The following is a 13,141-nucleotide window of genomic DNA, read 5'->3' on the forward strand; positions in this document are numbered from 1 at the left end:
CGTATCATTCTGGACAGCGAACAGGCTGGGCAGTTGAATGCTGGCGACCCGGTATTGTTCCGTGGCTACCGGGTCGGATCGGTAGAAACCAGCACCTTCGATGCTAAGTCACGCTTAATGCGTTATCAGTTATTTATTGGTGCGCCTTATGACAGTCTGGTCACCAGCAATGTCCGTTTCTGGAAGGACAGTGGTGTAGCGGTCGATCTATCATCACAAGGAATGCGAGTTGAAATGGCATCGCTGGCAACCCTTTTCAGTGGTGGCGTAAGTTTCGATGTGCCTGATGGTTTGGATCTGGGCAAGCCGGTCACGGCAGATAAAGCTGAATTCAAACTGTTTGATAATCGCAGCAGCATTCAAAATTCTCTGTTCACGGAACATGAAGATTTCTTGTTGTTCTTCTCCGACTCTGTACGTGGTTTGCAGTCTGGTGCGCCGGTAGAGTTCCGTGGTATTCGTGTGGGTACTGTAGCCGATGTGCCGTTCTTCACCGAAGGTATGCGGCAGCGGGTTGATAATGATTTCCGTATTCCGGTGCTTATTCGCATTGAGCCAGGCCGTTTCCGCGATGATTTAGGCTCGGATACCAACTTTGCGCAAATATTGAAAACAGCCAAAGAACGCGGGCTACGTGCCTCATTGAAATCAGGGAACTTGCTGACGGGTGCGCTGTTTATTGATCTGGATTTCTACCCAGATGCCAAACCGTGGAAAGGGCCGTTGGAAGTGGCGGGCTATCCATTGCTGCCCACCGTCAGTGGTGGCTTAGCGCAAATTCAGCAGAAATTGATGCAAACACTGGATAAGATTAATAGTCTACCGCTGGATCCAATGGTGAATGAAGTCACGAAGACACTGGCTGAAAGTCAGAAAACGATGCGTGAAACTCAGAAAACCTTGGCGGCATTGACCGCAATCACCTCAAGCCCGGCGATGCAGGATCTCCCCAAAGATCTGCAAAAAACCCTGAATGAGTTGAATCGCAGCATGAAAGGCTTCCAGCCAGGTTCACCGGCCTACAACAAGATGGTGGGTGATATGCAACGGTTAGATCAGGTCTTGCGTGAATTACAGCCAGTATTGCGTACGCTGAATGAGAAGAGTAACGCGCTGGTATTTGAAGCGGCAGGAAGTCAGGATCCTCAGCCTAAGAAGGCCAAAAAATGATGAAATGGATGGCAGTTCTCGCAGCGCTGTTACTTAGCGCTTGCAGTAGCGAACCCGGCAAAACCTACTATCAGTTACCGGCACTCAGCGCGCCTGCTACGGTCAGTAGTAGTGTTGCTTCAAGGCAATTATGGATTGAACATGTTGGTGTCGCTGATTATCTGGCTGCGACGGGAGTGGTATACCAAACCAATGATGTACAGTATGTCATTGCCAGCAATAACCTGTGGGCCAGTCCACTGGATCAACAGTTGCAGCAAACCTTGGTAACCAATCTGAGTAATGCGCTGCCGGGTTGGTTGGTCTCTTCACAACCACTGGATAGCGATCAGGATGTCCTCAATGTGACTGTAACCGGCTTCCATGGCCGCTATGATGGTCGCGCCGTTATTCGTGGTGTGTGGATACTGAAACATCAGGGACAGTTGATTAAGCAGCCATTCGATCTCGAACTTAAACAGAGTGAAGACGGCTACGATGCTCTGATCCGAACCTTGGCGCAGGGCTGGCAGCAGGAAGCCAAGGTTATTGCTGCTCAGTTACAAAACGTTAAGTAATATTTTGTTCTAATTTAGTCTAATATCAGTCAAACCCTCTTTCGTTGCTAATGAAAAATTACTGCGAAAGAGGGTTTTTGTTTAATATCAATATATTACCTTCATTTACCCCAAATCAATCACTTAGCAAATTCAGCGGGCATAGCTCACAAATATGACATTGGCGTGAATTTTGCGCATTGCTTTTCTGTTTCCTAAGGTCTATCACTTAATTGTGACTGCACATAAAGTGGTCACTGTTTTCTTTCCACCAGACCGAAAGATGAGGGAAACGAGGCATGAAGAGACAGAAAAGAGATCGCCTGGAAAGGGCGTTGTCACGCGGGTATCAAGCAGGTATTTCAGGGCGTTCAAGGGAAATTTGTCCCTATCAAGCTTTAGACGCCAGATCGCATTGGTTAGGAGGTTGGCGACAAGCCATGGAGGACAGGGCTGTGACCGCTTAAGCGGCTCTCTGTCAGACTAAGGGATCACCTCCGCTTTATGCGCATATTGCGGAGGTTTTCATTTTTACTCTTCGTTCTTGTCGCCGCAGCGTTGTTGGCTGCGTTCGCTCATCCGAATCATTGACTGGCGTCAACTCATCGGAATTCACTCATTTGCCGCCTAGCTGCAACACCAATTACTTTGAGTAATACAGGTGGTACTTGTCGCCGCAGCGTTGTTGGCTGCGTTCGCTCATCCGAATCATTGACTGGTGTCAACTCATCGGAATTCACTCATTTGCCGCCTAGCTGCAACACCAATTACTTTGAGTAATACAGGTGGTACTTGTCGCCGCAACGTTGTTGGCTGCGTTCGCTCACCCGAATCATTGACTGGCGTCAACTCTTCGAGGTCTGACCAACTATTCAGCCCAGCGTTTTAGCAAGATACTCGCGTTAACCCCACCAAAACCGAAGCCATTTGACAGCGCATAGGTTATCTCATGGGGGAGAGCTTTACCTGCCACAATATTCAACCCCTTGGCCGCAGCATCCAGATTCTCCAAATTCAGAGTGGCAGGCACGATTTGATCACGCAGTGCCAGTACCGTGAAGATGGTTTCCAATCCGCCAGCCGCCCCCAGCAAATGCCCGGTGGCTGACTTGGTTGAGGTAATGGCTAAGGTATTACCTTCACCAAATAAGTGTTTAATCGCATTGATTTCGCCAAGATCCCCCACCGGAGTTGAGGTTGCATGCGCATTAAGATGCTGAACTTGTTCTGGCTTAATTTTGGCCTGACGCAAAGCGATCTTCATTGCGCGATATGCGCCATCACCATCTTCAGCTCCAGAGGTCATATGGTAGGCATCGGCACTGGTACCGTAGCCGACAATCTCAGCTAACGGTTGTGCACCACGGGCGAGAGCATGTTCTAATTCTTCAATAATCAGTAAACCGGCACCTTCCCCCATCACAAAACCATCGCGAGCACTGTCGAAGGGACGGGAGGCTTTCTCAGGTGTGCTATTAAAACCGGTTGATAGAGCACGAGCTGCAGCAAAACCAGCCAAACTGACCTTATCAATCGCGGCTTCAGCGCCACCACATAAGGCAACATCCGCTTCATCGTTGCGGATCATCCGCACCGCATCACCAATAGCTTGCACTCCCGCCGCACAAGCGGTGACGGGCGCGCCAATTGGCCCTTTAAAATGATGTTTAATAGAAACATGACCCGCAGCCAAATTCACCAAAAATGAAGGTATAGTGAAAGGGGAGAGGCGTTTTGGCCCGCGAGTGTCGGTGGTGCGTACGGCATGAGCAATCGCAGGGAAACCGCCAATACCAGAACCAATCACGGTAGCGGTACGCTCCTGTTTTTCTACATCGTCAGCATGCCAGTCGGCTTGGGTAATAGCTTCATCTGCCGCCGCCATCGCAAACGCAATGAAACGATCCATTTTCTTCTGATCTTTTGGCGCAACAGCTTTATCAGGATCAAAGCCTGCTTCTGAGTCTGCGTCAAGTGTAGGCACTTGCCCACCAATCTTAGCTGACAAATCACCGACAATCTCATCCGGCAGAATACGGATGCCGGATTGTCCTGCCAGCAAACGTTGCCAAACAGTTTCGCTACCACAGCCTAACGGGGAAACCACACCCATTCCTGTAATTACTACACGGCGCGTATTCATTGTTTTTCCTTTTGAGACTTAATTGAGTGAGACTGTTGCCTGGTATCTATTGACTGTTTGCCATGCATCAGTGCCAACCGTTTATTAATTATATCGCTCTTGACGGAGCCTGCCGCAAGAGTGACATCTTGTGCACAAATAGGTTGCCCGGTATTTCTGTCCAGTAAGATAGTTTCTACCGGATTACCCGTACGGCGATCTGCGAGTACCACCGCAGGACCAAGTGGTGCAAAATGCTGATTACCCCACTGGAATAGTGCCGCCATCACTGGGAAAAAATCATTGCCACGCTCAGTCAGTAAATACTCATAGCGGGCAGGACGCGGATTATAGAGCCGCTTTTCAAGGATCCCACTTTCCACCAGATACTTTAGGCGGCGGGTGAGGATAGTGGGTGATAGCTGCAAACTTTGCTGAAATTCATCAAACCGCGTTAACCCCTGAAAGGCATCGCGGATGATTAATATGCTCCACCATTCGCCGACGCGTTCAAGAGAGCGGGCAACCGGGCAAGGCATGTCTTCAAGGCGGGTTCTTTGCATTCCATTCCTCACATCATTATTGTGGCTTTGGCTGAGCGTGGGCTGAAAATTAACATTCAACAAGTGACTACATTTATTGTAGTTACTTAGGTTAAAAAAAATGCCTCGTGGCATCATTATTATGGTGCAGGGGAGTAACTGCCCCTGCACAGGGATAACAAATATTAGAAAGTATTGGTGTCTTTAAACAGACCGACTTTCAAGTCGGTGGCAGTGTAAATCACTTTGCCATCAACCAAAACTTCACCGTCCGCGACACCCATAATTAATTTACGCATAATGACGCGTTTAAAATTAATACGATATGTTACTTTCTTGGCTTCAGGCAGTACCTGACCGGTGAATTTAACTTCACCGACACCCAGCGCGCGACCTTTGCCTTCGCCACCTAGCCAGCCAAGATAGAACCCAACCAATTGCCACATAGCATCAAGGCCCAGGCAGCCTGGCATTACAGGATCACCGATAAAGTGGCAACCGAAGAACCATAGATCTGGATTGATATCCAGTTCCGCTTCCACATAACCTTTACCATAGGTACCGCCGTCTTCTGTCATCTTGACGACACGGTCCATCATTAACATATTGCCAGCTGGCAATGGTGGCCCGCCAGCGCCAAACAGTTCGCCACGGCCTGATGCTTCAAGGTCTTCTTTTGTATAGGATTCGCGTTTATCTACCATGTTCTCAGTAAGCCTTATTTTAGTGAAGTGCGCAGAATAGCGTACACCTGTACGCTGAGCAAGTCCGATCAGCCCTGGTTGAACCAGTTTAGCCAGCGTAATGGCCATGGCCAACGGTGTCTGTCCTGCGGATTAACCTGTGAGATTCGCTCTTGAATTATACCTAACAGGCTTGGTTGCTGCTCGTCGGCATACACCATGCCTGTCAATAACGGCAGTGCTTCAGCGGCGCTATCAACCGCCCAGAGATGGAACTGACCATTTTGTACCGCCTCAATCACTGCCTGATTCAGGCATAAATGACGGACATTGGTGGTCGGTAGAATCACCCCTTGAGTACCCGTCAACCCGCGACGCTGACAGGCTTCGAAGAAGCCTTCGATCTTTTCATTCACGCCGCCAATAGGCTGCACATTACCAAACTGATCAACAGAGCCTGTGACCGCAATTTGTTGGTTGATCGGCTGCTGCGAAAGGGCACTGATCAAGGCGCAAAGCTCGGCCAGTGATGCGCTATCACCATCGACCTCACCATAGGATTGCTCAAAAACAATCGAAGCCGAGAAGGGTAGCGGCTGATCAAGTTCCAATTCTGAGATCAAGAATGCTTGCATAATCATCATGCCTTTAGCATGTAGATTACCGCCCAGTTCCGCTTTACGTTCAACGTCAACAAACTCGCCATCACCCAAGTGAACCACACAACTGATACGTGCAGGTTCGCCAAAAGCATAAGGGTGACCTGGGTATTCCAGTACCGACAAACCATTAATCTGACCGACGACTAACCCTTCGGTATCAACCAAAATCTGCCCTAGTTCAATCTCATCTTGCATCCGCTCAGCAAGATAACTATTGCGCCAATCACGGGCATTCAAGGCAATGTCCAGCGCATTGGCTGTAATTGACTCTTCTTCAGCATACAGCGCTGCTTCTGCCAACTGGCCAGTTAGCCATACAGGGCACAGCGGCAGACTGCCCTGATCGCCGCTGTAGCGCACTGCCTGACGAAACAGAACTGGCCAGGCATCGGCAGATAAAGATGGCAACTGTTTTTTCTGCAATAACGCATTGATATAGCCACACCATAGGGTCATGCCATCGATATCGACCAGCGGCAGCTCGACCTCGAACTCGCCATAGATAGCCAATTCGCCTAACTCGGGTTCCATATCGTGGAAATCGCCAAGGCCCAGACGGTCGCCAACGAGAATCAGGCGCAGATCCAGTGGCATCGAGGGAATGTGTACTGGCAGAGGGCGGGTTTCATCAGGTGACAACCAATCGAAGCGCTGCTGGACAATCATCTGTTTCAGACGCAGCCACATCAGTGGTTGAGCTTGTAATGCCCGTACTGACAGGATCAATATGCCGCCATTAGCCTGATGAACCAAGCCGGGTTGCAGACTGATTTGATCTTTATGCCATCTAACACAACCAAACAGTTGTTCTGGTTCTACCCATTCCTGATAGAGACAGCGTGAATGTGCCGCAAAAGGCTCGTTACCACGTTGTGCCGGCTGCCAGGTCACTAGATTGCCATCAATCTGATAATCGCCACCAAACACGGCAGAGGCTTCAGGTTGCAGCTCTTTAACTGCCTGCGCGATCAATGCCAGATACTCAGTACTCTCCTGTGCTTTAATCAGCATAAAACGCGGTTGAGATTGTGGATGACAAAATAGCGTCATGCCATTCTCTAACCGGGGCTGAATCGCCGAGAAAGAAACCGGCTCCAACTGGGAGGCAGTAGTAAATAACGCTTCATAGGGCGTTGCGTTCGGCAGCATTGACTGCCATTCAAGTCGGTTATTGGTCAAAGTAATAGATGCAATCGTCAAAAAGGGAAAGGGCGATTATACAAGAATAAAGCAGGCTGCATATACGTAGAGTGGCAGTTGGTAGCAAGGAGTAAGACATCGGCAGTATTCCGTACAAAAAACAAACTAATCATAGGCTTTTTGTAGGGTGAAATTCTGCATAAAACTGTTATGCTTGACTTAAGTTACACGGTCACTAAAGAGCTCACGATGAAATATCAACAACTGGAAAATCTGGAAAGTGGTTGGAAATGGGCGTATTTGGTAAAAAAACACCGTGAAGGTGAAGCCATTACCCGCCACATTGAAAACAGTGCAGCGACAGACGCAGTAGAGCAATTGATGAAACTGGAAAGTGAACCAGTAAAGGTGCTGGAGTGGATTGACACTCATATGAACGTACAACTGGCGACGCGGATGAAGCAGACTATCCGCGCCAGACGTAAGCGCCATTTCAATGCTGAGCATCAGCATACGCGCAAAAAGTCGATCGATCTGGAATTTCTGGTTTGGCAGCGTTTGGCCGCTCTAGCCCGGCGCCGTGGCAATACTCTGTCAGATACAGTGGTGCAGTTAATTGAAGATGCTGAGCGTAAAGAGAAATATGCCAACCAGATGTCATCTTTGAAACAGGACTTACAGGATATTCTTGGTAAAGAGATTTAACCTGTCTTGGTATGAATTAGATAAAAGATGATATTGATATAGAGCCATTAAGAAAAGAGATGTGGCCTGGTTTGTTATCATTGATGACAAAAAAAAACCCCGCAATGCGGGGTTTTTTACGAAAGGAGTAAACTTAAGCCTGTGGCTGAGTTACAACTTCTTTGTAGCCTTTAACTTCGATCTCTACGCGACGATCTGGTGCCAGGCAATTGATCAGAGCAGCACGTGGTTTCACGTTGTCACAGGTGTTACCAGTAACTGGGTTTGCTTGACCTTCACCGCGAGCGGTGATTTTGTCAGCAGGGATACCTTTAGAAACCAGGTAATCACGCACGCTGTCAGCACGACGCTGAGACAGAACTAAGTTCGGTGCTGGTTGACCGATACGGTCAGCGAAGCCCAGAACAACTACAGAACCGTCTTTAGGATCGATAGAGCTCAGTTGTGCATACAGTTGGTCCAGAGCTTGCTGGCCTTCTGGTTTCAGAGTTGCTTTGTTGAAAGCGAACAGCACGTCAGATTTCAGTGTGAAACGCTTAGTGTCAACAACTGGAGCTGGAGCTGGTGCTGGAGCAACTACTGGCGCTACTGCATCTTCCTGACCGAAACGGTAAGAAACACCCAGGCTCAGCATACCATTGTCTGGACGAGCACCAACGGTAGCTTTATCACCGATGTTGCTAACCCATTGGTATTCCATACGGGTTGCCCAGTTTTTGGTCCATGCGTATTCTGCACCCAGCGCTACCAGTGGAGAAACACCGGTGTCATGGTTGCTAGCACGGCTATCAGTAGGAGCATCGTAAGCGCTAGAATCTACGCGCCAAACCAGACCACCCAGACGGGTGTACAGGTCCAAGTCCTGAGCAATTGGGTAGCTCAGTTTAGCAGCCAGCTGTACGCCTTGTGCTTTGAATGCGCCGTTATTTACGTCGCCTTTGTAAGGCATACGGCCAAGCCAGTCGTATCCCATTTCAAAGCCCAGGTATTGGTTTGCTTGGTAACCCAAGAACGCACCAGCACCCAGTTGGTCTTTATGGGTAGGACCGTCGTTGCCAACGTTGCCATAGATACCGCCAGTGCCAGTATCTTGATACTGGGACCAACCCAGTTTACCACCGGTGTACCAGGTGTTATCTTTCGGTGCGGCTTGCGCTACTGTAGCGAAACCAGCCAGTGCCACTGCTAATGCGATAGCTGTCTTTTTCATTTTACGCCTCGTTATCATCCAAATAGGCAATGAGCTTTAAAAAGCTAAGCCCTTGGTTAAAATTCTTCGCCAAGGTTTTAACGCTCCCGTTAATCACGCTGCCAGTATAATTTGGCGTTTTAGAGCAACCTTGGCGATGTAAAGTCTACAACGTGGCGAGAAAGTTACAAGTGTGATGTGATAAACCGCCTGAAAAAAAAGCGAAATAGTGCATTATCTTTAACGATTTAGCGGTAAAAACCCGCGTTTTCTAGACGTTATTTTCTGCTACAAGCCGCATTCCGACTCGCTTTATGCCGGTTTTACAGGAGTAAGCGCTAAATATTGTAATAATTCATGGGATAAATCCTAAATTTACTTAATGATACAAAGAAGAATGAATTTTTAACGTTGCGCACTGTCCTTGGTTCAGTTTTATGTCATTCAACGGACGCATAACAAACCCATAAGCATTCCCTAACTTTGCTGCCAAACGTAATCTGATTCGATCATTTTCTGACAACTCCGGTAGCCAACCAAGAACGACACTGTAATTTCCCGTCAATAATGCCTTCTCCATTGCATCAACAGTCGACAATGGATTGATTTGCCGTAACTGAACGACTTTATCTATTGGTAAGCCTGAATGCTGTAACCATAAACGACTTAATTTCTGTTGTGGGGCCAGCCATAAAAGCCAGCGAGACTGCTTACCAAGTTGTTGCAATAAAGGAAGCAATAACTGAGTTACCGCAGGCTGGTTTTCACTGTACACAAGTTCACTGATAAGGCCACTATCTGTTGGAGCATCAACTCTTTCCGGTGTTTCACGGCTAATAAGAGAATGATAATTAGCATTATAAGGTTTTAGTGATTGAGTACGCATTATGAACCTCGCCTGTAGTGTGCTGTATGCATATACAGTAGTCACTGTTTGTTCGAAGATCAACTAAATTTTTACAAGACGCTTCGCATAATTGTGATGTAAATCCGTGCAAATTCATTTTGTGTTTGGCTAGGTAATCCATATTGCGTATTTTTTAATTGGTTGTTCCTCTTACACTTATTGCAACTGAATAGGGACGTTGGATCGGATTTTTACTAAAGGAGTAGTTATGGAAAACGCATCAGAAAACAAAATCATGCAAGCACAGGATCGTTTCGATTTTTTAGGCAAGATCACAGTTCGTTCGCAATTTGGTGGCTATGGCCTATTGGCGAACGGCATTATGTTTGCGGTGGTTTCGGACGGCGAACTGTATTTACGCGCCAATAATAAGATAGAAACGCTATTCCGCAGTCGGGGGATGAGTAACTTTGTCTACGCTAAACGTGGGTTACCGGTATTGCTGCGTTATTATTGGGTAGACTCTGCATTATGGAGTGATGAGTGCACACTGAGTCATTTTGCTACACGCGCTTATCAAGGGGCTAAAGCTGAGTTTTTAAGCAAAAAAGGGCCAACAGTTCGTCTGAAAGATTTGCCGAATCTCAGTGCCAGCCTTGAACGACTATTGTGGAAAGCCGGCATCAAGAATGCGGCGGAGCTGCGGCGTGAAGGGGCCAAATGCTGTTATCTGAAGTTACGTGCATTAAGGCGCTCACTCGGGGTTAATGTATTATTGGCGCTTGCTGGGGCGATAAGTGGCCACCATTATGCTGTGCTGCCTTTATTGATGCGTAGTGAACTTATTGAATGGTTTGAGATACACATCCGTTCGCCCAAAATTACGCAGTTTGAAACAGCATAGCAGGGCCATCGGGAATGGCCCCAATCTTAATTAGCCTGGCTGATGTGCCTATTCAGTTCACTGAGTTCAGGTAACAGTTCAAGCAATAAACCTATTTGTTGTAAAACCAATTGGTCTTTGCTCTCCGGCTCAGGATTACAGTTCTGTAGCCGGGTAGATAAGCTGGCTAGCACCTGGGCCATTTTCGCGCAGTCAGGCTGCTCTTGCTCAAGTGTCCCCTCGACATAACAAATCGCGTCATTAAGCAGATTCAGGGTGGCGGTGTTGCTCAGTTTCTCTCGATGAGCACCCAGCGCGGATATATAGCTCAGCATCGTGTGGTTCAGACAGAGCAATCGGAATGCTGCCTCCTGGGTTTCTTTGTCATTTTTGGGTTCGGCAGACATATTTGAGATCACTGAGGCTAATTCCGCGTCGCAATTATGTGCATCACGGCGGGCTATACGGTAGGGCAGGCTATTATCTTTGCCTTGATAGTATTGCACCAGAATTGCATCCAAATAGCGGCAGTTGGCATTCAGCGTTTTATGAACCACCGCTGGGAGGTGGCGGAACTTCCAATCCGGCCAGATAAAACTCACCGCTACCCAGGCGATGGCACAGCCTAGCAGGGTATCAAATACCCGAGGTGCGGCAACCTCAAATCCTTCCCCTAATAGGTTAAAACAGAGCAAAACCAGCAGGGTAATAAACATCGTTGCATGAGCATACTGAACATTACGGAAAGCAAAAAATAGCACCCCGGTAATGACAATAAGGATGAGTTGCCCCTCAATGGAAGGCACAAAATACAGGATAGGCAAACCAATAAGAATACCCGCCAGTGTGCCAATTATGCGCAATGCAAGGCGGCGGCGCGTCGCATTATAGTTAGGTTGGCAGACAAAAAGACTGGTCAGTAGGATCCAATAGCCGTGGCGCATGCCTGTTAGTTGAATAAACGCATAACCGAGACATAACACCACTGACATGCGAACTGCGTGGCGAAATAGTGCAGATTGTGGGGTGAGATGGCGGCTGATACGCAGCTTGATATCACTCCATCCGGTAATGTGGTCGTCAGACAAACGGCTCTCGGGCTGAGGGCCTTCGGCTAATACTTGTTCGGATTCAATCCCCGCCAATTGGGCATCAATAGCCCGTAAATTTCTCAGTAAGTGGGAAAGGGCTTTAACTTGTGGGATATTCTCGTTTTGCGCGAGTTCTCTGGCCAGTGCCGCATCTAAAAACGTAAAGGCTCGCTCGAAGCGAGGATCATGTTGATACTTTTGTCTCATCAGAATGGATTGCGAAAGTTGCAGGCAGGCTCTGGCTTGCATACTCAGTAAGCGCTGAAAGCGGAATAGCACGTCGCTGTAACGGAATTTCTCTCGTAGAACCTGATATTGGACATGTGACGAGCTGGCGCGTTCATGAATATCTTGCGCGACAAAATAGTAGTGAAGTGTCCGTCTGGTTCCACGCTGGCCCCGATCACCTTTCAAGCGAGTCACCAGTGAGGCTTTGGCCTGATTTAAGGTTGATACCAGTGTGCCGTTGGCCATCGCCACATCAATAAGAGGCTGGTCGACATCAGATTCGATGTCAGGATCGAAGAGATTAGCTTTTGCTTCCAAATAGTGAGCAAGCTGCTGGTAGCAACGAGCTAGATTATCCTGCAAGGGGCGGATAGGGAAAATAAGGTGTCCGCACAAGGTCAGTACGTTATACCAAACAGCTCCGAGCAGCAGCAGTAGCGGCTGTTGGTACCAGATATGGTACATCGAGGTACCCAACATGGTGTAGATAGCAATTAGCAATGCGCCAAAGGCAATTGTTGCATAGCGTTGTCCCAAAGCCCCCAACAGAATAAAACCACAGGTTGAAAAGGTCAGACCGAGGGCAAAAAACCAGGGATAAGGAAATAACAACTCTATCGATGCGGAGGCGACAAAAAAACAGATCAGCGTAATGAATAAATTGCGTAACCGCCCTGTCAGGCGGTCATCAAGATCAGTAAGTGCTGCCGCGACGACACCGAGTGTTAACGGAATTGTCAGTTTGGGCTGACCAATCCACCACGGAACCGCCGTTACTCCCGCCAACGCGATAAAAATACGGGCATGATAAAGCAGGCTACTATTGTAGACATAACGGCGTAAACCAGTGACGAAAGTGAGCACAAAAAACCTCTAAAACTGAAAATTCAGCGTTGCTGATATTGGCGTTGAGCGTTAGCCATTCTCGCTTGCTGTGCCATTTCGACTGAAACGACACGGCGGCCCACGGGCCACAAAGCAATAGCAGCAATTTTAAAATTGGCAATACCGACCGGGATCCCAATGATGGTTATGCATTGCACAATCCCTGTGGCGATATGGGATAAACACAGCCACCAACCAAATAAAATGAACCAGACAATATTCAGTAACGAGCCGCCGGCAGTTATCAGAGCATTACTTTTTTCTGGGTATAATTCATTGACATGGATCGCCTCATTGCCATAAGGAAGAAATGATAATTTGGTAATTTCCCAGCAAGAGCGCGTTAATGGTAAGGTAAAAATCAGAACGACACTGACGACTGTGGCGAATAGCCAGCCCAGTGTGGTGAAGAAACCACCTAAAACAAAATTAAGAATATTCAGTACAGTACGCATAGT

At 47.9% G+C, this 13,141-nt stretch carries 13 protein-coding genes; 5 read left to right on the top strand and 8 right to left on the bottom strand.

From position 1 onward, the window contains the following. The 3 genes from pqiB to rmf form a co-directional block, all read left to right on the top strand. On the top strand, positions 1–1,170 hold a 1,170-nt coding region (pqiB, locus tag V2A85_RS09495; RefSeq protein ID WP_420071312.1), incomplete at its 5' end, for an intermembrane transport protein PqiB. Continuing rightward, complete coding sequence (gene pqiC, locus V2A85_RS09500; RefSeq protein ID WP_083158464.1) at positions 1,167–1,727, top strand: membrane integrity-associated transporter subunit PqiC; 561 nt, start codon at positions 1,167–1,169, stop codon at positions 1,725–1,727. The genes pqiB and pqiC, both read left to right, overlap by 4 nt. 278 nt (positions 1,728–2,005) lie before the next feature. Next, a complete protein-coding gene (gene rmf / locus V2A85_RS09505) occupies positions 2,006–2,173 on the top strand; it encodes a ribosome modulation factor (protein WP_005170911.1) in 168 nt (55 codons plus the stop codon). A 401-nt stretch (positions 2,174–2,574) separates the two neighbouring features. Here rmf and fabF read toward each other — a convergent pair whose 3' ends face one another. The 4 genes from fabF to V2A85_RS09525 all read right to left on the bottom strand — a co-directional run bounded on the left by fabF (position 2,575) and on the right by V2A85_RS09525 (position 6,894). After that, on the bottom strand, positions 2,575–3,849 hold the full coding sequence (fabF, locus tag V2A85_RS09510) for a beta-ketoacyl-ACP synthase II (RefSeq protein WP_083158465.1): 1,275 nt from the start codon (positions 3,847–3,849) through the stop codon (positions 2,575–2,577). Next, positions 3,846–4,391 carry a winged helix-turn-helix transcriptional regulator gene (locus tag V2A85_RS09515; RefSeq protein ID WP_372569307.1) on the bottom strand — a complete coding sequence of 182 codons (546 nt, stop codon included), beginning with the start codon at positions 4,389–4,391 and terminating at the stop codon, positions 3,846–3,848. Before V2A85_RS09515 ends, fabF begins: the two co-directional genes overlap by 4 nt. A 164-nt stretch (positions 4,392–4,555) precedes the next feature. Continuing rightward, positions 4,556–5,074 carry a bifunctional 3-hydroxydecanoyl-ACP dehydratase/trans-2-decenoyl-ACP isomerase gene (gene fabA / locus V2A85_RS09520; RefSeq protein ID WP_083158467.1) on the bottom strand — a complete coding sequence of 173 codons (519 nt, stop codon included), beginning with the start codon at positions 5,072–5,074 and terminating at the stop codon, positions 4,556–4,558. A 68-nt stretch (positions 5,075–5,142) separates the two neighbouring features. Then, complete coding sequence (locus V2A85_RS09525; RefSeq protein WP_372559314.1) at positions 5,143–6,894, bottom strand: AAA family ATPase; 1,752 nt, start codon at positions 6,892–6,894, stop codon at positions 5,143–5,145. Positions 6,895–7,104: 210 nt separating this feature from the next. Between V2A85_RS09525 and matP the strand changes: the two genes are divergently transcribed. Next, entirely contained in the window at positions 7,105–7,560 is a 456-nt protein-coding gene (gene matP, locus V2A85_RS09530; RefSeq protein ID WP_083158469.1) for a macrodomain Ter protein MatP, read from the top strand. 133 nt (positions 7,561–7,693) lie between these two features. Here matP and ompA read toward each other — a convergent pair whose 3' ends face one another. Continuing rightward, entirely contained in the window at positions 7,694–8,770 is a 1,077-nt protein-coding gene (gene ompA, locus V2A85_RS09535) for a porin OmpA (protein ID WP_083158470.1), read from the bottom strand. A 358-nt stretch (positions 8,771–9,128) separates the two neighbouring features. Beyond that, positions 9,129–9,635 carry an SOS-induced cell division inhibitor SulA gene (gene sulA, locus V2A85_RS09540; RefSeq protein WP_372559313.1) on the bottom strand — a complete coding sequence of 169 codons (507 nt, stop codon included), beginning with the start codon at positions 9,633–9,635 and terminating at the stop codon, positions 9,129–9,131. A 229-nt stretch (positions 9,636–9,864) separates the two neighbouring features. Here sulA and V2A85_RS09545 point away from each other — a divergent pair, with 229 nt between their 5' ends. Then, positions 9,865–10,500 carry a TfoX/Sxy family DNA transformation protein gene (locus tag V2A85_RS09545; protein ID WP_372559312.1) on the top strand — a complete coding sequence of 212 codons (636 nt, stop codon included), beginning with the start codon at positions 9,865–9,867 and terminating at the stop codon, positions 10,498–10,500. Between the two features lie 26 nt (positions 10,501–10,526). On the opposite strand, the gene yccS is transcribed toward V2A85_RS09545, so the two are convergent. Together yccS and V2A85_RS09555 are read right to left on the bottom strand one after the other, a co-directional pair. After that, a complete protein-coding gene (yccS, locus tag V2A85_RS09550) occupies positions 10,527–12,662 on the bottom strand; it encodes a YccS family putative transporter (protein ID WP_372559311.1) in 2,136 nt (711 codons plus the stop codon). A gap of 23 nt (positions 12,663–12,685) precedes the next feature. Further along, positions 12,686–13,138: a YccF domain-containing protein gene (locus tag V2A85_RS09555; protein ID WP_083158474.1), complete on the bottom strand. Its 453-nt coding sequence runs from the start codon at positions 13,136–13,138 to the stop codon at positions 12,686–12,688. Positions 13,139–13,141 lie beyond the last annotated feature (3 nt).

This window comes from Yersinia sp. 1252 StPb PI, assembly GCF_048593885.1.
GTDB lineage: Bacteria > Pseudomonadota > Gammaproteobacteria > Enterobacterales > Enterobacteriaceae > Yersinia > Yersinia enterocolitica_E.

Coding starts and splice junctions, on each gene's coding strand:
- pqiC (WP_083158464.1), top strand. CDS start 1,167: ATGATGAAATGGATGGCAGTTCTCGCAGCGCTGTTACTTAGCGCTTGC.
- rmf (WP_005170911.1), top strand. CDS start 2,006: ATGAAGAGACAGAAAAGAGATCGCCTGGAAAGGGCGTTGTCACGCGGG.
- fabF (WP_083158465.1), bottom strand. CDS start 3,849: ATGAATACGCGCCGTGTAGTAATTACAGGAATGGGTGTGGTTTCCCCG.
- V2A85_RS09515 (WP_372569307.1), bottom strand. CDS start 4,391: ATGCAAAGAACCCGCCTTGAAGACATGCCTTGCCCGGTTGCCCGCTCT.
- fabA (WP_083158467.1), bottom strand. CDS start 5,074: ATGGTAGATAAACGCGAATCCTATACAAAAGAAGACCTTGAAGCATCA.
- matP (WP_083158469.1), top strand. CDS start 7,105: ATGAAATATCAACAACTGGAAAATCTGGAAAGTGGTTGGAAATGGGCG.
- ompA (WP_083158470.1), bottom strand. CDS start 8,770: ATGAAAAAGACAGCTATCGCATTAGCAGTGGCACTGGCTGGTTTCGCT.
- sulA (WP_372559313.1), bottom strand. CDS start 9,635: ATGCGTACTCAATCACTAAAACCTTATAATGCTAATTATCATTCTCTT.
- V2A85_RS09545 (WP_372559312.1), top strand. CDS start 9,865: ATGGAAAACGCATCAGAAAACAAAATCATGCAAGCACAGGATCGTTTC.
- V2A85_RS09555 (WP_083158474.1), bottom strand. CDS start 13,138: ATGCGTACTGTACTGAATATTCTTAATTTTGTTTTAGGTGGTTTCTTC.